At 64.6% G+C, this 19,011-nt stretch carries 20 protein-coding genes; 6 read left to right on the top strand and 14 right to left on the bottom strand.

Annotated features, from left to right (window positions below; all coding sequences use genetic code 11):
- Nucleotide 1: 1 nt before the first annotated feature.
- The 3 genes from ACFCQI_RS12660 to ACFCQI_RS12650 form a co-directional block, all read right to left on the bottom strand.
- Nucleotides 2–679 carry a GNAT family N-acetyltransferase gene (locus ACFCQI_RS12660; protein WP_395117220.1) on the bottom strand — a complete coding sequence of 226 codons (678 nt, stop codon included), beginning with the start codon at nucleotides 677–679 and terminating at the stop codon, nucleotides 2–4.
- Between the two features lie 17 nt (nucleotides 680–696).
- Entirely contained in the window at nucleotides 697–1,152 is a 456-nt protein-coding gene (locus ACFCQI_RS12655; protein WP_395117218.1) for a GNAT family N-acetyltransferase, read from the bottom strand.
- 1,284 nt (nucleotides 1,153–2,436) lie between these two features.
- Nucleotides 2,437–2,745: a hypothetical protein gene (locus tag ACFCQI_RS12650; protein WP_395117216.1), complete on the bottom strand. Its 309-nt coding sequence runs from the start codon at nucleotides 2,743–2,745 to the stop codon at nucleotides 2,437–2,439.
- Nucleotides 2,746–2,888: 143 nt separating this feature from the next.
- Between ACFCQI_RS12650 and ACFCQI_RS12645 the strand changes: the two genes are divergently transcribed.
- Entirely contained in the window at nucleotides 2,889–3,968 is a 1,080-nt protein-coding gene (locus ACFCQI_RS12645) for an IS110 family transposase (RefSeq protein ID WP_395117203.1), read from the top strand.
- A 401-nt stretch (nucleotides 3,969–4,369) separates the two neighbouring features.
- On the opposite strand, the gene ACFCQI_RS12640 is transcribed toward ACFCQI_RS12645, so the two are convergent.
- From ACFCQI_RS12640 to ACFCQI_RS12615, 6 genes are all read right to left on the bottom strand, one after another.
- Entirely contained in the window at nucleotides 4,370–4,744 is a 375-nt protein-coding gene (locus ACFCQI_RS12640) for a hypothetical protein (protein ID WP_395117215.1), read from the bottom strand.
- 53 nt (nucleotides 4,745–4,797) lie between these two features.
- A complete protein-coding gene (locus ACFCQI_RS12635) occupies nucleotides 4,798–5,085 on the bottom strand; it encodes a hypothetical protein (RefSeq protein ID WP_395117213.1) in 288 nt (95 codons plus the stop codon).
- Between the two features lie 79 nt (nucleotides 5,086–5,164).
- The gene (locus ACFCQI_RS12630) at nucleotides 5,165–5,695 is read right to left on the bottom strand and encodes a hypothetical protein (RefSeq protein WP_395117211.1); all 531 of its coding nucleotides are present in this window, start codon (nucleotides 5,693–5,695) and stop codon (nucleotides 5,165–5,167) included.
- An 83-nt stretch (nucleotides 5,696–5,778) separates the two neighbouring features.
- Nucleotides 5,779–6,156, bottom strand: coding sequence for a hypothetical protein (locus ACFCQI_RS12625; RefSeq protein ID WP_395117209.1), 378 nt, complete (start codon nucleotides 6,154–6,156; stop codon nucleotides 5,779–5,781).
- Between the two features lie 8 nt (nucleotides 6,157–6,164).
- Nucleotides 6,165–6,542, bottom strand: a complete 378-nt coding sequence (locus ACFCQI_RS12620; protein WP_395117207.1) for an Imm50 family immunity protein — start codon at nucleotides 6,540–6,542, stop codon at nucleotides 6,165–6,167.
- Between the two features lie 314 nt (nucleotides 6,543–6,856).
- The gene (locus ACFCQI_RS12615) at nucleotides 6,857–7,114 is read right to left on the bottom strand and encodes a hypothetical protein (protein WP_395117205.1); all 258 of its coding nucleotides are present in this window, start codon (nucleotides 7,112–7,114) and stop codon (nucleotides 6,857–6,859) included.
- 138 nt (nucleotides 7,115–7,252) lie between these two features.
- Here ACFCQI_RS12615 and ACFCQI_RS12610 point away from each other — a divergent pair, with 138 nt between their 5' ends.
- Nucleotides 7,253–8,332: an IS110 family transposase gene (locus ACFCQI_RS12610; RefSeq protein WP_395117203.1), complete on the top strand. Its 1,080-nt coding sequence runs from the start codon at nucleotides 7,253–7,255 to the stop codon at nucleotides 8,330–8,332.
- A 352-nt stretch (nucleotides 8,333–8,684) separates the two neighbouring features.
- On the opposite strand, the gene ACFCQI_RS12605 is transcribed toward ACFCQI_RS12610, so the two are convergent.
- The 3 genes from ACFCQI_RS12605 to ACFCQI_RS12595 form a co-directional block, all read right to left on the bottom strand.
- The gene (locus tag ACFCQI_RS12605; protein WP_395117202.1) at nucleotides 8,685–9,062 is read right to left on the bottom strand and encodes a hypothetical protein; all 378 of its coding nucleotides are present in this window, start codon (nucleotides 9,060–9,062) and stop codon (nucleotides 8,685–8,687) included.
- 69 nt (nucleotides 9,063–9,131) lie between these two features.
- Nucleotides 9,132–9,446 (bottom strand): TonB family protein, encoded by a 315-nt coding sequence (locus ACFCQI_RS12600; RefSeq protein ID WP_395117200.1) that lies wholly within the window; start codon nucleotides 9,444–9,446, stop codon nucleotides 9,132–9,134.
- A gap of 202 nt (nucleotides 9,447–9,648) precedes the next feature.
- Nucleotides 9,649–10,434 (bottom strand): acyl-CoA thioesterase, encoded by a 786-nt coding sequence (locus ACFCQI_RS12595; protein WP_395117198.1) that lies wholly within the window; start codon nucleotides 10,432–10,434, stop codon nucleotides 9,649–9,651.
- A 102-nt stretch (nucleotides 10,435–10,536) separates the two neighbouring features.
- Between ACFCQI_RS12595 and ACFCQI_RS12590 the strand changes: the two genes are divergently transcribed.
- The 4 genes from ACFCQI_RS12590 (at nucleotide 10,537) to ACFCQI_RS12575 (ending at nucleotide 15,134) form a co-directional block, all read left to right on the top strand.
- Nucleotides 10,537–12,177: an acyl-CoA dehydrogenase family protein gene (locus ACFCQI_RS12590; protein ID WP_395117196.1), complete on the top strand. Its 1,641-nt coding sequence runs from the start codon at nucleotides 10,537–10,539 to the stop codon at nucleotides 12,175–12,177.
- Nucleotides 12,178–12,341: 164 nt separating this feature from the next.
- The gene (locus ACFCQI_RS12585; protein WP_395117194.1) at nucleotides 12,342–12,836 is read left to right on the top strand and encodes an asparaginase domain-containing protein; all 495 of its coding nucleotides are present in this window, start codon (nucleotides 12,342–12,344) and stop codon (nucleotides 12,834–12,836) included.
- A gap of 109 nt (nucleotides 12,837–12,945) precedes the next feature.
- The gene (locus ACFCQI_RS12580; RefSeq protein ID WP_395117192.1) at nucleotides 12,946–13,479 is read left to right on the top strand and encodes an FHA domain-containing protein; all 534 of its coding nucleotides are present in this window, start codon (nucleotides 12,946–12,948) and stop codon (nucleotides 13,477–13,479) included.
- Nucleotides 13,476–15,134 carry a protein kinase gene (locus ACFCQI_RS12575; protein WP_395117190.1) on the top strand — a complete coding sequence of 553 codons (1,659 nt, stop codon included), beginning with the start codon at nucleotides 13,476–13,478 and terminating at the stop codon, nucleotides 15,132–15,134. Before ACFCQI_RS12580 ends, ACFCQI_RS12575 begins: the two co-directional genes overlap by 4 nt.
- An 85-nt stretch (nucleotides 15,135–15,219) precedes the next feature.
- Here ACFCQI_RS12575 and ACFCQI_RS12570 read toward each other — a convergent pair whose 3' ends face one another.
- Nucleotides 15,220–16,131, bottom strand: coding sequence for a LysM peptidoglycan-binding domain-containing protein (locus ACFCQI_RS12570; RefSeq protein ID WP_395117188.1), 912 nt, complete (start codon nucleotides 16,129–16,131; stop codon nucleotides 15,220–15,222).
- 343 nt (nucleotides 16,132–16,474) lie between these two features.
- The gene (locus ACFCQI_RS12565; RefSeq protein ID WP_395117186.1) at nucleotides 16,475–18,622 is read right to left on the bottom strand and encodes a M4 family metallopeptidase; all 2,148 of its coding nucleotides are present in this window, start codon (nucleotides 18,620–18,622) and stop codon (nucleotides 16,475–16,477) included.
- Nucleotides 18,623–19,011 lie beyond the last annotated feature (389 nt).

The following is a 19,011-nucleotide window of genomic DNA, read 5'->3' as shown; positions in this document are numbered from 1 at the left end:
GTCAAGCCCGCCGGACCACCCGCACCACCGATTCGCGGTAATCGACGAAGCCCATGCGCCGATACAGCGCGCGGGCCCCTTCGTTGGCGCGCATCACGTGCAGGAACGGCGTTTCGCCACGCAGCAGCTGGCGTCGGATCAGCCTGGCCGTGAGCTGGCGGGCCAGCCCGTGCCCCTGCGCGTCGGGATGAGTACAGATGCCACTCACCTCGCGCCAGCCGCCAGCGAAGGCACGCTCGCCGGCCATGGCGATCAGCCGCGCGCCGTCGAACAGACCGAAGTAATCACCCAGCTCCAGCGTGCGCGGGCCGAACGGGCCGGGCCTGGTCAGCGCGGCCAGTGCCATGGCCTGCTCCGCATGCTGCGGCACCAGCGGCAACGCCCCCGGCGCATCGTCCCGCGCGGGCAGCTCGCCGGCCCAGCGCATCTTGAACATGGTCGATTCCAGTTCGATGCTCCACCCGACCGGCGCCGGCCCCGACCAGCCATCGGTGTAGAACGATTCGCCCGACGCGCAGAACGGCTGCAGTTCGCCGAATGCCGGTTCGGCCGGATCGGCAAAGCCGAGGATCGGCGAGAACCCCGGCGCGAACCGCCGCGCACCGCCCGCACCCTGGGCAAAGCCCGCCTGCGGCCCGCTGAGCGCATGCCAGAAGATGTTGTCGAGGATGGCTGGCACCGGTGATCCCGCGACCACTACAGCTCGCGACTCATGAACACGCTGTATGGATCGGCGACGTAATCCGCAAACGCTTCGCAGCGGACGAAGCCGAAGCTGGCGTACAGGCGATGGGCCGGCGCGAACGCCGCGGCTGATCCGGTTTCCAGGCACAGTCGACGGCAGCCGCGTCGCCGCGCCTCGTCGATGATGTGCCGCAGCAGCGCCGCGGCGACGCCCTTGCGCAGATGGCGTGCGGCGGTGCGCATCGACTTGACCTCCGCCTGCTGCGCATCGAGCTGCTTCAGCGCACCGCAACCCAGCAGTTCGCTCTCCTCCCACGCCGTCCAGAAGCTGATTTCCGGCCGACGCAATGCGTCGACGTCGAGCGCATGGATGCTCTCCGGCGGCGAGTGCAACGCCACGCCCTGCAGGTGCTCGCGCAGCAGGTCGATGACGGGGGATGCGGTGAGATCGTCGAGCCGGATGTCCATGCGCGCGGATGGTAGCTCAGCCAAGCCCGCGACCGGGAAAGAAGGGCAGCCAAGGGGTCGGGCTAATTTTCCAGATGAAAATAATGAACCTGACCCCTTATTATCACTTTGAACGACCAGCATCAGCGTCGTGGGTGTTGCGGTTTGAGACCTCAAAGGGCTAGTCCCGCAGCCCAATGTCGGAAAGCCTTTCCAGTGCGAGCTTTTCTAACCCGACCCAAGAGCCAGCTAGTTGCTCGTCGGACAGTGATGGTAGGCGCCATACCTCGTAGTGGTCGAGGTAGTCATCCAGGTCGTCGTCGAAGCGAGAATCAAAGAAATATAGATCTCCTCCGCGCTGGGCAATCACTGCGCGAGGCACGTCCCAGAACTGTCGATACGCAATTCGTGACCACTCGGACATAGATGGCCTAACGCTTGAGTTAAGCGGCGCGCGGCTTTTCGCGCGTCCGCTTGGACGAGTGGTTAGGAGTCAGCGCGACTGCAGCCAATTAATGACCTCAGGAATATCGCTCTGCTCCGTCTCCAACAGTAGCCGTGCAGTTTGATGGTTGCCAGTGGCAGCGGCGGTTGCCGCGAGAGCCGAAGTACACAGCGAGTCGTCCCACCCGGGCCGCGCGGCAGCCCCTGCAAGCGCGGGGAGTTGGGCGAGCGCTGCAAAGTACGCGACGGACAACGATGGGGGAACGACCGCGTTGGCTGAGGCACGTGCCACCTCGATGCTCGCCGGCAATAGGAAGTAGCTGACAGATGCGCGGGAGGCATTAGCAGCTAGCGCGTGGACAATGTGGGGAACTGCCGCGAAAGATGCAGAGTAGATATCGCCTTGATGGCAGAGCGAACTCCACAACGTGAACCAAGGTTCGTCTTGGTAGGAAGCCTCGTCCGGGTAACTCGTGAGTTGACTCAACAACGCCGGAATATTCGTCGCGGCTCCATAGGCATGCCGAAGCTCGGACCAAAAAGAACTTTCGAGAGCCAACATCCTGTTTCTGACCCCTAACGCAGAGGTAAGCGGCGGCGGTACGCCGTCCGCTTGACCGCCGTGTTAGACGGCGGAAGCTGGCGTTGCCGCGGAATTGAACGAAGCCATGAGGCCATGAGCGCAGGCTACCCGAAGATGGAACACAACACGATTGCATTGGGAGCAGCCAAAGCGGCTTTGATGGTGAGGAAGGCCGTGAACGTAACGCGGCCGCCAACAACCCTGTGAAGCAAATGAAACGCTCCGCCGACTAACGCTTGAGTTGAGCGGCGGCGGAGCCGTCCGCCTCGAACGAGTGGTTAGGCCGCGCACCGAGGCTGAGCGAGGTACGCCTTGCCTTTGGCCGTGGCCGTGAACGCCGCCGTGCAGTTGTGCTGAGAGCTGACCGGCGCACGCTTACAGAAATGAATTGTGCTGCGTTGTGTGATACGCCAGCGGATGAGCCCGAGGGCGGACAAGCGTCCGACGATAGACGACAGCTCCTGGAAACTAACGTTACGCTCATAATAGGTACCCAGCACTGGACGTGCTGTTTTGAAGTGGATGAACGCATCCTCAGCCATAGCCAAGACACTGTCCTCTATGTTGGAGAGCGCAAGCTTTTCCATGAGGCCTAACGCCTGAGTTAAGGGGAGCAAAATCGGAACGATTTTGGTTCCCCTTGAATGAGTAAAAAGAGACTTCCTCCCCTTTCGGCCTCGAGGGCCATGATGGTGTTGCGACACAACCGTCAGCAGAAGAGGAAGTCTCCATGAGCACTATAACCATCGGCGTGGATTTGGCGAAAGTCCTGTTTTCAGCGTGTGAGATGGATGGCGCTGGCCATGTGCTGCGGCGGCAGGACCTACGGCGCGAGCCGTTTGGCCTGTGGCTGGCGCAGTTGCCGGCCGGCACGGTGGTGGCGATGGAGGCGTGCAGCGGGGCGCACCACTGGGCGCGGCGCTGCCTGGAGTACGGTCTGCAGCCGCGGATCATCGCCGCCCAGTTCGTCACGCCGTTCCGCAAGGGTCGCCGAACCAAGAACGACCGGGCCGATGCCGAGGCGATCGCCACAGCCGCCCGCCAGGGCAACATGCGTTTCGTGCCGGTCAAGTCGATCGATCAGCAGGTGCGGTTGTCATGGCATCGAGTCCGCGAGGGCTACAAGGTCGAGTCGCTGGCGATCGGCAACCGTATTCGCGGCCTGCTGGCCGAGTTCGGTGTGGTCGTGGCGCAGAGCGATCTGGCGCTGCGTCGCCAGCTGGCTGACCTCGATGGGCAGCTCGGATTGCCGGCTGAGCTCAAGGAACTGTTGCGTGACCTGGCGGAGCACTGGAAGCAGTTGCGCCTGCACCTCGACGCGTGCGATGCACGCATCGAGATACACGCGCGCGATGACGAGCAGTGTGTGCGGCTGCGCGCGGTCATCGGGGTCGGCGCGATCACCGCCGATGCGGCGGTGGCCACGGTCGGCAACGCGCGCGAGTTCAAACACGGCCGGCAGATGGCGGCATGGCTGGGGCTGGTGCCCACCCAACACTCCAGCGGCGGGCATGCGCGGCTGGGTGAGATCAGCTGTCGTGGGGATGCGTACCTGCGCACGTTGCTGATCCAGGGCGCCCGCAGCAGTCTGCAGCGCGCGAAGGCCGTGGCCACCGAGAAGGCCACGCCCGAACAGTTGTGGATACGTACCCTGGATGGACGCATGCCTTTCGGCAAGGTGATCGTGGCCATCGCGAACAAACATGCCCGGCAGATCTGGGCGATGCTGGCGCACGACGTCGACTACGACCCCTGTGCCTGCCTGCAGCATCCGATGCACCAGCAAACTCACACGGTGCAGGCGGCGTAAAACCGAGTTTCGATTCAACGTCAGCGCGACACGGTAGACAACAGGTCAGACCACCCCGGAGAGAACCTGACTAACTAGATGGACGTCCAAACGGTGTGCCGACTGATCCCTGGGCACCGGACAGTCCGATGAACGAACGAGGTCTTCGGGTGCGGTTTATACAAAGGTCCGAGTCGGCGGCATCGACTCAACAAGACCGATTACGGAAATGCAGCCTGACATTCGTTGTACCCATGAAGCACTGACACGCAGTACGCAGCAAACAGGACAACACGATGACCGGCAGCAGCCCGAAAGCCCAGGGCGAAAGCATCATGCGCCCGGGGTTGACCGGAAGTCTCTTACGGAATAGTTAGGACATTACGCGCTGCCCGAGCGCTTTGCCACGGCTAGAGCCCTTCCTAGACATCGTCATCGGGGCCAATTTCGTCAGCGTGCCGAACGGACTTGAGGAGAGGCCCGGCTGCCAAGTAAACGTCGTAATAGAGCCTTTGCAGCCGTTTCCGAGTTTCCTTGCGAACGTTTACGTCACGCACCTCTGCATTCGAAGCGAAAATGCTCTGAATTACGTCAAGTTCACTCTTGCAGGTGACAAGCAATGCGGTTGCTTGTGCAGATTTGGACTTTGAAATGACTGTGTCGATTCCGCCCCGTACCAAGCCGAATGCTTCGGCCAGAGACATGCCATTCATTTCAAATTCGGGGGCATCAACCATAAGCGCCGCAAATTCGTCGCTCGTTTGCGAGTAGCCTGAAGGCGTGTAAGTATTTTTCATTGGCCTAACGCTGGAGTTGAGCGGCGGCGCAGCCGTCCGCCTCGAATGAGATGTTAGGCCGCCACTGCAGCCAACAACAAGCCGATGGAAATTTCAAGGAGCACGAGGCTGGCAATAAATTTTTTACCGGGTAGCTCGGGATGGCGCATAAAATGAACGTAAAGCTTGCTGTACGCGAACGTGTAAACGAGGCCGACAGCGGTCACAGCACCAAAGAACCAGAAAGCGCCACGACTGGACGTGACCAAGCAAACGAATAGGGTGAAAGCGTACAGAGGCAACCCGAAGCGATGCATCCTCCGTGTGCCGGCTTTGTCCATTTGCGTGTACGTGAGGAACATCGAATTCCAAGGGCGGCCTAACGCTGGAGTTAAGCGGCGCGCGGCTTTTCGCGCGTCCGCTTGGACGAATTGTTATGTTTCAGTGCGTAAGGATGATGCGCGTATTCTCGCCGTCCTTGAGGGTGACGCTCTTCATGAGAGCGCCGCCTTGCGGTGGTGCAAACTCTTGCCCGGGAATCGTCCAAGCGAGAACCGAGACGATGACGTAATTACCGGCTGGAAGCCCAGTAAAGCTGAAATTGCCCTGTGCGTCGCAAGTAGATTTTTTGAGCGTCTGTAGGTACGCGGAGCTATCTGGGTTGAACTGAACCCGAGTAGCTAGGGCTGGTGCGTACCCTGTATCCGTGCTGCCGTAGATCGCCCGTAAACGCTCGTCGCCATAAGTTGAATGCGGTTGGAGCGCAACCTCAAGACCGGCACAGGTGCGCGGCTGACCACCACGCGTTTGGAAGAATGCTTGACCGGTAATTGAACCGGTGCCAGTTGAATTGAACCACGCAACCTCCTGCGGGTTAAACGTATTCGTAAGGCTAACTTGCCGCTGCGGCGTAAGCGCGACGCAACCTGACAAACACGCAAGCATGACAACTGAGATCGCGGCCTTTTTCATTGGGTTCCCTTCGTGCCTGGTTTGAAACATAACGCTGGAGTTAAGCGGCGTGCGGCTTTTCGCACGTCCGCTTGGACGAGTGGTTAGGTGCCCAACGCCGAACGCTTGCGGCGAAGTGCCAGCCCAATACGTGCGAACAACGTTACAGCAAACGCAATTGCGGCGGCTTGAACTAGCGACGGATGACTTGAAGGCGAGTCGGGCCGGAACGCGAGCCAAAGCATGCCGACCGCAAGACCGACCATGACCAAAGCAACCAAAGCCTTGGCGACACGAATGGAAAAAGGGAACGCCAGCAATGGCGCGGCAACCGACAGGAACCCAGCGCCGACAAGGTAGCCAGCGAAGGGACTGGCTTTAACCGCGCCAGATGATGCAATAAAAAGCCACGCCACGCCGACGGCGGCAAGACACAAGCCTGCCAGGAACGAAAGAATTTTTGCGAATGCGCGGAGTTTCACTTGGGAACCTAACGCTTGAGTTGAGCGGCGGCGGCGCCGTCCGCCTCGAACGATGGGTTAGGTGCCACCGCGGTAACCTCCGCTGATGCACATGCAAAAGTACCCTGAAGACCCGAGCAAGCCTCGAGCTCCACTAGGAGCGGAGACTCACCAGAGATGCTCAGTACGTCAAGGTAGTTCCCATCGAACATTTCGGAAAGTGCAATGTTATGCACGCCAGTGAACTGAAGGCTAATCTTAGCCGCCTTGGCGAGTTCAGCGTCAATGTAGGAAATTCGCAACTTGATGATGCCTGGGTGCTCGAACGAGAACAGTTCGATATGGCCATCTGCAAAGTTTGGCCAGTAACCAAAGATAGACTCGACAAGGTCGGAGTGCGAGATCATTTCTTGTGGCACCTAACGCCTGAGTTAAGCGGCGGCGCAGCCGTCCGCTTGGACGAGGAGTTAGACGGTTGCGACGCAGTTTGCTTGGGCGACAGCGACTGCCACGACGAGCGCACAGCTTGAACAACCGACTACCCCAAAACGACCAGCTCTGAAAGCTGAGGCTTGCGACGCCGTCGCGCGAAAAGTTGCTGCGGCGACGGACGACAAGCCAGCGCGAAGCTGGGCGAAACACACGATACGACAAACCACCACGAGCTACCGACTAACGCTCGAATTGAGCGGCGGCGAAGCCGTCCGCCTCGAATGATTGGTTAGGAGCTTTTCGCAAGGTGCTGCGAGAGCTCGTAGATGGTGTTCGTGGCGCTTTGAAAGCCTGAGAACCCCGGTGCTTGAACTTCATAAAAAATGCCGTAGCGCGAATCCATTTGCTTGTAGACCACCTTTGCCCCGACGAGCGCGGCGAGAGTAGCCAAAGTTTTCTCGAGGGTTTCGCGCTGAGACAACGAAGTGTTCTTCGTGGTCGTCCAGAATTTACCAGAAGGGGTCGACTCGATTTTCGCAGCCTTCATGGGTCGACCTCCTAACGCTAGAGTTAAGCGGCGGCAAAGCCGTCCGCCTTGAACGAGTAAAAAGAGACTTCCTCCCCTTTCGGCCTCGAGGGCCATGATGGTGTTGCGACACAACCGTCAGCAGAAGAGGAAGTCTCCATGAGCACTATAACCATCGGCGTGGATTTGGCGAAAGTCCTGTTTTCAGCGTGTGAGATGGATGGCGCTGGCCATGTGCTGCGGCGGCAGGACCTACGGCGCGAGCCGTTTGGCCTGTGGCTGGCGCAGTTGCCGGCCGGCACGGTGGTGGCGATGGAGGCGTGCAGCGGGGCGCACCACTGGGCGCGGCGCTGCCTGGAGTACGGTCTGCAGCCGCGGATCATCGCCGCCCAGTTCGTCACGCCGTTCCGCAAGGGTCGCCGAACCAAGAACGACCGGGCCGATGCCGAGGCGATCGCCACAGCCGCCCGCCAGGGCAACATGCGTTTCGTGCCGGTCAAGTCGATCGATCAGCAGGTGCGGTTGTCATGGCATCGAGTCCGCGAGGGCTACAAGGTCGAGTCGCTGGCGATCGGCAACCGTATTCGCGGCCTGCTGGCCGAGTTCGGTGTGGTCGTGGCGCAGAGCGATCTGGCGCTGCGTCGCCAGCTGGCTGACCTCGATGGGCAGCTCGGATTGCCGGCTGAGCTCAAGGAACTGTTGCGTGACCTGGCGGAGCACTGGAAGCAGTTGCGCCTGCACCTCGACGCGTGCGATGCACGCATCGAGATACACGCGCGCGATGACGAGCAGTGTGTGCGGCTGCGCGCGGTCATCGGGGTCGGCGCGATCACCGCCGATGCGGCGGTGGCCACGGTCGGCAACGCGCGCGAGTTCAAACACGGCCGGCAGATGGCGGCATGGCTGGGGCTGGTGCCCACCCAACACTCCAGCGGCGGGCATGCGCGGCTGGGTGAGATCAGCTGTCGTGGGGATGCGTACCTGCGCACGTTGCTGATCCAGGGCGCCCGCAGCAGTCTGCAGCGCGCGAAGGCCGTGGCCACCGAGAAGGCCACGCCCGAACAGTTGTGGATACGTACCCTGGATGGACGCATGCCTTTCGGCAAGGTGATCGTGGCCATCGCGAACAAACATGCCCGGCAGATCTGGGCGATGCTGGCGCACGACGTCGACTACGACCCCTGTGCCTGCCTGCAGCATCCGATGCACCAGCAAACTCACACGGTGCAGGCGGCGTAAAACCGAGTTTCGATTCAACGTCAGCGCGACACGGTAGACAACAGGTCAGACCACCCCGGAGAGAACCTGACTAACTAGATGGACGTCCAAACGGTGTGCCGACTGATCCCTGGGCACCGGACAGTCCGATGAACGAACGAGGTCTTCGGGTGCGGTTTATACAAAGGTCCGAGTCGGCGGCATCGACTCAACAAGACCGATTACGGAAATGCAGCCTGACATTCGTTGTACCCATGAAGCACTGACACGCAGTACGCAGCAAACAGGACAACACGATGACCGGCAGCAGCCCGAAAGCCCAGGGCGAAAGCATCATGCGCCCGGGGTTGACCGGAAGTCTCTTACGGACTGGTTAGGCGCCCAACGCGGAACGTTTACGGCGCAGAACCAGCACAACACGTGCGAGCAATATTACAGCAAATGCGATAGCAGCCACTTGGACAAGCGCTGGATGACTGGCAGGCGAGTTAGGCTGAAATGCGAGCCAAAGCATGCCGAACGCAAGAACAAACATGGCAAGAACAAGCAAAGACTTGGCGACGCGAGTAGAAAATGGAAATGCCAGAAGTGGCGCTGCTACCAGCAAGAACCCAGCACCAGCAACATAGCCTGCGACTGGACCGGTTTTGACCGCACCCGATGCGGCTATGAAGATCCAAGCCACTCCGAGCAAGGCGATGCACGCGCCTACAAGGAAGGTGAAAACCTTTGTCAAAGTGCGGAGTTTCACCTTGGGCACCTAACGCTCGAGTTGAGCGGCGGCGCAGCCGTCCGCCTTGAACGAGTGGTTAGCGGTCGATTAGTGGGCAGGACAAGTGTAGCCCCGCACCTGCTTGATGACTTTGATTGGCGATATGCGCGGGGCGTAATGCCACTCGGCCACACCATGCTTTACGGCCAAGTCGCAAGCGCGATCGCGAGAAGACTCCTTGATTGATACGTTAGAAACGTTGCCGTCAGGCAGCACGGTGAACGCGACCGTTGCAGCACAAACGCCAGATGTCGACCAGCATGCATCCGCGGGAGCGCGAATGGCCGGCGCAACGATGGGCACCAGCTCTGTGCCCGACGCGCAGCCAGCGAATACGAGCAGCAGAATTACGACGATCTTCATAGACAGCTAACGCTATGTAGATTTCAAAATGAAGTGTAACCCCGCAGCCTATTCCCTGCTCATCGCCCTACACGATAGGACTCCGGTCCACACAGATCAACAACTTGCTGTGCTTGGTGCAGCCTAATCCCGCCGTCTAATCCCGCCATGTTTTCAGCGGCATGCCTACGACTCGAACACCATGCACCAAACACTCCCGCCCTCACCCAAACACCACCATACTCTGCCGACTCAACGCCACCGGCTTCCCATCCGGCCCCCACAGCATCACGCTCTGATTGGTATACCCGTCGTGGGCGGCGATCAATTCGGCGTCCACGCGCCAGTCGTCCAGGCCCAGGTCGTCGTAGCGGTCGCGCAGCAGTTCGAGCATCCAGGTGAGCGAGCTGCCGGGGGTGGGCGTGGCGAACATCGACAGAGCGATGGGCGGGATGAAATCGGCGAAGGCGAGTACGTGGGTTTCGTTGGGCGGACCGTCGTCGCGCAGGGAAAGCTGCAGCACGCTGTCACGCTGGTGGCCGCCGCTGAATGGCAGGTCGCCGCGCAGCCAGCGCGCGCGGAAGTGCTGGGTGAAGGCGGGCATGCGGCCTTCGACGTAGCGCAGTTCCGGCGCAGTGGCATTTTCCACGGGTGACTGCACCGGCTGAAAATCCAGCGCCGAGGGGCGCGCGCTGCCGAACACGCCGAGCAGCCGGCACAGCGTCTGCTCGCCGTCGCACAGGCTGGCCTCGACCTGGATCACGCTGCGCCCGGCGCGCAGCAGCCGCGCGCGGATGGCCACGCTGCCGGCCGGCACCGGCGCGATGAACGTCACCTGCAGGGTGCGCAGCGGCATGTCCGCCGGCACCAACTCGCGCATCGCACGCAGGGCCAGCGCCGCCTGCAGGCCGCCGAAGGCGCTGCGCCCCTGCAGCCAGTCCTCGCTGACCGTGGCCTGCCAGCCGTCGCCATGGCGCGTGACCGTATGCATCGCTTCGGAAAATCGCATGGAAGGCGCCTGCGCCGGGGAATGGCTTTCGATGATGCCAGCGCCACGCGCCGAATGCCCGCATGCCTATACTCGACACCTCGACTCTGGACGGAGCGTGCCATGGCCTTCCTGCAGGATCCGCCGCAACTGCCGCACCCGTATCGCAGCGACCGCGTTCTGCTGGCCCTGCTCGATCGTGCGCTGCCGGCCGAGCGACGCGCGGCGCTGGACGCCGACCTCGACGCGCTGGGCGACTACGCGCAGATGGCGTGGCAGCGCGCATGTACCACGACGCGGCGCAAACCGGTGCTGACGCAGTGGGATGCGTGGGGACAACGGGTGGACCGCATTGAGTTGACGCCGGCGTGGCAGGAAGGCGCGGCGATGACGACGCGACACGCGGTGCTCGCCGCCGGCCATGCGGACAGCGAGCATGCGCGGCTGGAAGAGTTCGCCCGCGTCTACCTGTATCACCTCGCCAGCGAGTTCTACACCTGCCCGCTGGCGATGACCGACGGCGCCGCCACCGCGATCAAGGCCTCCGGCAACCGCGAACTGATCGCGCGCGTGCTGCCGCATTTCCTCAGCCGCGACCCGGCCACGTTCTGGCTCAGCGGCCAGTGGATGACCGAGACCACCGGCGGCTCCGACGTGGGCAATACCGAGACGATCGCGCGCCAGGACGCAGACGGCCAATGGCGCTTGTACGGCCGCAAGTGGTTCAGCTCGGCAGTGGTCGGCGAGGCAGCGCTGGCGTTGGCGCGGCCGGAAGGCGCCGGCGGCGGCACCGGCGCGCTGGCGCTGTTCTACGTGGAGACGATGGACGGCGAGCGGCGCAAGAGCGAACTGATCATCGACCGGCTGAAGGACAAGCTCGGCACGCAGGAACTGCCCACCGCGGAAATCCATCTCGACGGCCTGCCCGCCTGGCCGCTGGGCGAGCTTGCCCACGGCGTGCGCCAGGTGGCGCCGATGCTCAACATCACGCGCAGCTGGAACGCGATCTGCGCGGTGGCCAGCATGGCGCGGGCGATCAGCCTGGCGCGGGATTTCGCCACTCGCCGGCAGGCGTTTGGCCGCCCCTTGATCGAGCAGCCGCTGCACGCGCAGACACTGGCCGGCATGCAGGCGGATTTCGAGGCCGCGTTCGCGCTGGCGTTCGAGGTCGCCCATCTGCTCGGCCGCGTCGAGCACGGCGCAGTCAGCGCGGAGGAAGCCGCGGTGCTGCGCCTGCTCACGCCGCTGGCCAAGCTGTGGACAGGCAAGCTGGCGGTGAAGGCCTGCTCCGAAACGCTGGAATGTTTCGGCGGCGCCGGCTACATCGAGGACACCGGCTTGCCGCAGCTGCTGCGCGACGCGCAGGTCTACGCGATCTGGGAAGGCACCACGAATGTCCTTTCGCTGGACAGCCTGCGCGCGCTGGCCGGCGACAGCCTCGGTGCCCTGCGCCATGCGACCGGCCGCTGGCTGGACGGCAACGACGACATGCACGCGGCCAGCGCGATCCGGCAGACGCTGGACGCCGCCGCGCGCTGGCTCGACCACCACGCGTCCGCGCGCGACACGCTGGAAGCCGGCGCGCGCGGCCTCGCCTTCACCCTGGCGCGCTGCGCCGCCGCCGCGCTGCTGGCACGGCAGGCAAGCTGGTCGAGCCAACGCGGCGACCCGCGACCCGCCGCGGCACTGCACCGCTTCGTCGGGCGCGGTCTCGACCGGCTGATCGCGCCAGACATGGACAACGCCGCCTTGCTGCTGAGCTGACAGGCCTTTCCCGCAGGAACCCGCTGGCGGGCGATGCTTCTGCTTCGGACTTACATCGAAACAAGAGCATCGCCCGCCAGCGGGCTCCTGCAACAAGATGCCGCGGCAAGCGTTCAACATGCGCGCGGGCTAAAATGGGCCGATTCCCTCCCTGGCGCACCGACATGCAGCACCTGACCATCGTCACCACCGGCGGCACCATCGACAAGGTCTATTTCGACGACAAGTCGGATTACAAGATCGGCGCGCCGCAGATCGGCGAGATCCTGGGCCACCTCGGCGTGGCGTTCGAGTTCGACGTGATCCCGATCCTGCGCAAGGACAGCCTGCACATGGGCGCCGAGGACCGCGCGCTGGTGCGCTCGACGATCGAGGCGCAGCCGCACCGCCACGTGCTGGTCACCCACGGCACCGACACCATGGTCGAGACCGCGCGCGAGCTGGCCAGCATCAAGGGCAAGGTGATCGTGCTGACCGGCGCGCTGAACCCGGCGCGCTTCCAGGGCTCCGACGCGGTGTTCAACATCGGCTGCGCGGTGGCCGCGGTGCAGACCCTGCCCGATGGCGTCTACATCGCCATGAACGGCCGCGTGTGGGACCCGGCCAAGGTGCGCAAGAACCGCGCGGAGAACCGCTTCGAGGAAGCGAAGCCCTCCTGATCCCCCGGCAGCCGGGCCGGCCGGCCGGACGCCATTGAGGTGGCGATCACGCTTGCCGCACCCGCGGCTTGGCTATAGTGCCGACAGGCAGGGGCCATCCGGGGAATCAATGAGTGACAGCAAGCAAGAACCGTCTCGCCATTCCGGCAAGCGATCTTCCGGGCCGCAAGGCACCCGCTTCTTCTCGACAGAGGCCTTGCGGCAATACGCCAGCGATGCCGCGAACGGGCGGGACAGCGAAGTCAGCACGCGCACGCCGGTGCTGGAAGGCAGCAGCCCCGGCATCGAAGGGCGGCGCTTCGTCATCCGCCCCGGCCGGCAGGCGATCGGCCGCCGGCTCGACAACGACATCGTCGTCGACGACCTGAGCGTGTCCGGCTGCCATGCGTGGATCACCCAGCAGCATGGCCGCTGCATCATCATGAATACGCTGTCCACCAACGGCACCTTCGTCAACGACCGGCGCATCCACGAAGTGGCCTTGCGCCATGGCGACCACATCCGCCTCGGTCAGGCGGAGTTCGTGTTCCTCACCCGCGAACACGGCCAGCCGAGGCACTCGTACGGGCGCTGGATCGGCGGCGCCGTGGCGCTGTTGCTGGTTGCCGGTGCCGTGGCTTGGTGGTGGCTGCGTTCGCCGTGAGCGCGCGCGCACTGCCGTCCAGGGTCGGCCGCTATCGCGTCGAGGGCGTGCTCGGCGAAGGCGCGATGGCGGTGGTCTATGCCGGTTTCGACCCGGAGATCCAGCGCAATGTCGCGATCAAGTGCCTGCACCAGGAGGTCGCTGCCGACCCCGCGTACCGACGCCGGTTCCTGGTCGAGGCCCGCGCCGCCGGCCACCTGACCCACCCGCACATCGTCACCATCTTCGACGTCGGCGAGACCGACGACGGCCGTTCGTACATCGCTATGGAGCGACTGCCGGGCGAGACGCTGGCCGGCAAGGTCAGCCGCGAGGGATTCCCGCCGCTGCCGGCGATCATCGACCTGGTCGGCCAGCTCGCCGCCGCGCTCGACTACGCGCATGCGCGCGGCGTGCTGCACCACGACATCAAGCCCGAGAACATCATGCTGCTCGACGGCTGGAGCTACGCCAAGATCAGCGATTTCGGCATCGCCGAACGCCGCGCCTCGCCCCGCGACACGCCGCGGCGAGCGAAGGAAGTCGGCGGCACGCCGGCCTACATGGCGCCGGAGCGCCTGCGCGGCGAACGCAGCGATGCGCGCAGCGACCTGTTCTCGCTGGGCGTGGTGCTGTACTGGCTGCTCACCGGCAAGCTGCCGTGGCCGGAGCCGGGCAATGTGCAGCAGCTGATGCGCAAGCGACTGCGCTCGCCGCTGCCGCCGATCCGCCCGCGCGACCCGGCCACGCCGTCGATGCTGATCAGCATCGCGCGCACGCTGCTGGCGAGCGCGGCCGAGTCGCGCTACCAGCGCGGCGCGGAAGTCATCGACGACCTGCGCCTGGCCGCACGCGAGTACGAACGCGAACGCGAAAAGCCGCTGGCCAAGCGCATCATCTCGCTGCGACTGCGCTGGGCCAGCAGCCTCGGCGCGATCCTGAGCCTGGTGCTGGTGCTGGGGCTGGCCGCGATCTACGCCAAGCAGCATGCCGCGGTGACCGGCCTGGCGCTGGATTTCGGCAGTTCGATGGGCCGCATGATCGCCGGCGAATCGGCCGAGAACCTGCTGCTCGGCGACCACGCCGCCACCCGCGCGCTGGTTACCGATGTCTCGCGCAACCGGCAGATCCACTACCTGGCGATCGCCGACCGCAGCGGCGAAGTCATCGCCAGCACGCAGCAGGCCGAGGTCGGCGGCAAGCTGCCCGCTGCGGAGCGGCAAGGCGACATGCTGCTGTTCGAGGTGCCGATCCAGTACCAGACCAAGACCATCGGCAGCCTGCGCCTGGGCATCAGCAATGCGGGACTGCGCGCGGCACAGAAGACCACGCTGTGGGTGATCGCGCTGGTGCTGGCGCTGACCCTGGCTGCCGTGGTCGGCGCGGCATACTGGTTGTTCCGCCGCCCGCTGATGATGCTGGGCCTGCTCGGCGACGCCCTGCTGCGCGTGGCCCGCGGCGACTTTGCCCACCGTATCCGCCTGGTGCGGCGCGACGAATTCGGCCGCCTGTTCGCCACCTTCAACCTGATGAACAGCACCCTGCAGGCCCGCCGGCGCCGCACCGCCGAAGCCTCGCCGCCAGCCGGCGAGGCGGACGTCACCCGCCCGACCCGCATCATGTCGACGGTAGCGGCCGAGGTCACCGTCACGCCCGTTCCGCCCGCACCACCGTAGGAGCCCGCTCGCGGGCGATGCTTTTCTTTTGCCGAATGCCGGCACAAGAGCATCGCCCGCGGGCGGGCTCCTGCGGTGGCGTGAATCAGTATTGTTTCAGCCGCTGCTTGAGCTCGAGCGCACGCGCGCGGTAGGCGACGGCCGGCTCGTAGTTCGGGGCGATCGCCAGCACGCGGTTCCACAGAGCGATGGCCTTGTCCAGTTGCTGGTCGCGGTACAGCACCACGGCCTGCTCGTGGTACGAGTCCAGCAGGCGACTGCGCAGACTGGCAGCTTCGGCGCCGGCCGGTTGCAGCCGCGGATCGAGGCGCAACGCCTCGTCCATGCGGGCAAGCGCCTGCTGCGCATGGCCCTGGTCGAACAGCGACACGCTCTCGTCCTGCAAGCGGCGCGCCTTCGCCACCGACGATTCGGCGACGGCCGGGCCGGCAGGCGCCGCGCTGCTCGCCGCCGCTCCCGCCGCCGGAGATGCGCCTCGCGCCGACAACGGGATGCGCAGCGTCTGGCCGGTGCGCAGCAGCGACGGATTGGTCGAGTGGTTGTAGCGCGCGAGGATCAGAAAGAGGTTGGCGTCGCCCAGATAGCGCGCCGCCAGCGTGCTGTACGACTCGCCCGACTGCACCACGTGCGCCCGCGAACGGCTGCCGAGCCAGCGCTCGGGGTCGGCGGTGAGCTGGTGCAGCAGGCCGCGCGCGGCGCGATCCTGCGGATGCTGCTCCACGTATTGCCGCAGTGCCTGTTCGCCCTCGGCGTAATGGCCGGGCTGCAGTTGATGGTCGACGATCGAGGCGAGCGACGGGGTCGGCGTCGGCACCGCGGGCGCGACGGGTGCCGGCCGCGCGGCCGATGTCGTCGGGGTGATCGCCACCGAGGAGTAGCCGCCCAGCGAACGGCAGCCGGAGACGCCCGTGGCGGCCAACGCGGCAAGCATCAGTGTCGTCGCCGGCCACGGCAGGCGAACCTGGCGTATCAATGCGGTGCGTTGAGCGAGACTCATGCCCGATGATCCGTCAGGCCATCGTGCGCCGGCCACGACCGGCGGCGGCTTCGTCGCACGCGATCGCACCCGGCGCCAGGGGCGCGAGTGGCGACACGTGGAAATCAAGATGTTCGAACATCATCCGGCAGTCCCCCCGAGCAGCATCCGTCCCGGGGACGAACCATGCCATCGGCGCGGGCAGTATAGCCGTGCCCATGCAGCTTGCCGCTGCAGATTGCCGGTGCGGACGTGCATGCCGGCTCGGGACAAGGCAGGCCCGGCGAGTCGGCCGGGCCTGCCTTGCGGGTGCTGCTCCTTGAGGTTGCAACGACGGACCATCCCTGGCCCGCCTGGGGGCTTGTTACCAGCTGGCCTTCAACGTCACGCCCGAGTACGAGCTGTAGCCGTAGAGCATGATGTAGTACGTGCCCGACTCGTTGCTGCCCGAGCAGGTCTCGTTGTTGCCGGCCTTGTACGGGCGGCAGTCGTAGCTGGTGGTGGTGGGCTGGGAGCCCTGCTTGACGTACAGATCCACGTCGCCGCTGCCGCCGGAGGTGGCGATGGTCAGCGCACTGCCCGCCGGCACGGTCACCGTGTAGTAGGTCTTGGAGCTCCGGGCGCCGGCGATGCCGGTCACCGGCACGCCGTTCTGCAGGCCGCCGGTGCCACCACCACCAGTCGAGTAGGACGCCTTGACGGTGACGCCCGAGTACGACGAGTAGCCGTGCACCTTGATGTAGTACTTGCCGGCGGCGGGCGAGGCCACGCTGCAGCTTTCCGAGTTGCCGCTCTTGTACGGGCGGCAATCGTAGCTGCTGGTGGTCGGCGCGCTGCCGAACTTGGTGTACAGGTCGGCGTCACCGGTGCCGCCGGAGATCGACATCACCAGGTTGCTGGCGCCGGTCGGCACGGTGATGAAATAGTCGTTGTCGGCACCGGCGGCACCCGACACGCCGGTGACGCCGACGTTGTTCTGCAGCTCGGTGGTGCCGCCACCGCCACCGCCGCCGGTACCCGGGCAAGCCACGCCCACGCCGTTGAACGCGGCGATCACCGCATTCTTGTCGTAGCCCAGGTCGGTCGCGGCCGACTCCACGCCGCAGGCGCCGGAGTTGAACGTGGACGTGGCCGTCCAGTACACCTTGTTGGCCAGCGCGTAGACCTGGAACGCCTTCTTCACGTCCCAGCCCGTGGTCTTGGCCAGCAGGCAGAACGACTTGTTGTAGACGCCGCTGGAGTAGTGCACGTCGAGGCTGGAGGTGTAGTCGGCCGCGTTGTCGATCGAGCCGCCGTCCTGCGGCGGGTTGCACATGTAGCGCAGCGCGTCGCCGATGCCGGCGCTGGCCTTGACGATGTCCGCGCCGACCAGGAAATCGGCCGAGCCGCGATCGAAGTATTCAGCCGCCTCGCCGGCGATGTCGGAATACGCCTCGTTCATGCCGCCGGACTGGCCGCTGTACTCCAGGCCGGAGTTCTGCTCGGTGTAGCCGTGGCTGATCTCGTGGCTGGTCACGTCCAGCGACACCAGCGGATAGAACGTGCTGGCGCCGTCGCCGAAGTACATCGCCGAACCGTCCCAGAACGCGTTCTCGTAGTTGGACTGGTAGTGCACCTTCATCAGCAGCTGGATGCTCAGCGGCGGCGCACCGGTATAGGACTGGTACATGTCGTGCACCACGCCGCCGAAGTGGTGGGCGTCGTTGACCGGCGAATAGGCGCCGTTGATCGCGTCGGTGTTGCTGGTCGGGCAGGTGAAGCTGACCACCGAACCGCCGCTGCTGGCGTGGTTGAGGTTGTAGGTCTTGACGTTGGTGTTCTGCAGCGTGCAAGTGCTGCCCGACTGGGTGACGTCGAGCGCCGCGTAGTCGGTGCCGTAGGTGTACATGCCGGTCTTCTGGTTGCCGCCCGGGCCGTTGGCCGAGGCGTCGGTGAGACCGTTCCAGCTCTTGATCACCGCGCCGGTGTTGGCGTCGACGATGGCGGTGGGGCGCGTCGGGTTGGCGCCGTTGACGAAGTACGAGACACGATAGACCAGTCGCGGCGCCGCACCTTCCTGCGGATACACGAACAGGTCGGCGCGGGCGTTCTCCATCGCCGTACCGGCGACCAGCACGGTGTGCGCGTGCGCCTTCAGCGCCGCGATCGCGCGCGCGGCATTCAGCCGGGGGCGCACCGAGATCTGCTGCTGGCCCTGCTGCATCAGCTCGCCGGTGGCGCGCAAGGCATTGCCCTGGGCGTCCTGCACCACGGCGATGCTGCGGCCGTACACCGGCACGCCCTGGTACATCTGCTGCTGGCGCACCACGCGGTGCTGGCCGGCGAGCGCCACGGCGCCGTGCGGCGCCAGCGTCATGCCCGGGCCCAGGTTCAACTGGGTGGCGAGCGAGGCGACGGGTACGGCGCCCAGGTTCTGTGCGCGCAGGGATTGCGTGTTGGCGGCGGTGGCAGCCGTGGCGGTGGCCATGCCGATGGCGGCCACCAGCAATTTCAGGCGGGATGGATAGGGCATGTAATGAGCTCCTGGAAAAATTGGGGACAAACGCGCCCGATGCGGCCGCAAAGCCCCATGCAAGAATTTCCGTGCGAGACACGGCGTTGGTATTCGTCAGCGGTCCGGCGATCCCGAACTACGTCCGCCGGTGGCTGCCTTCCCCCTGAGGTTCCCTGCAGGGACAGCACATGGACGCGTAACTGCAAGACGACAAAGGCGTCGCCACGGGATCATCCCCCAGCCTCCCAGATGGTGGACCCGGCGACGTTATTACTTGCGATACCGCCTGACAATCCGACTTTTTCCTACGCCGGGTGATCGCGGTCACGTCCTGCCGGATGCGCGCGCGACATCGACGTCGCAGTGTCGCGGATGCTTCGGAAGCTTTCGGATGGCTTGTCCGTGGT

The organism is Rhodanobacter sp. FW102-FHT14D06, assembly GCF_043950705.1.
Taxonomy (GTDB): Bacteria; Pseudomonadota; Gammaproteobacteria; order Xanthomonadales; family Rhodanobacteraceae; genus Rhodanobacter.
This window is presented reverse-complemented; position numbering and strand designations above follow the sequence as displayed.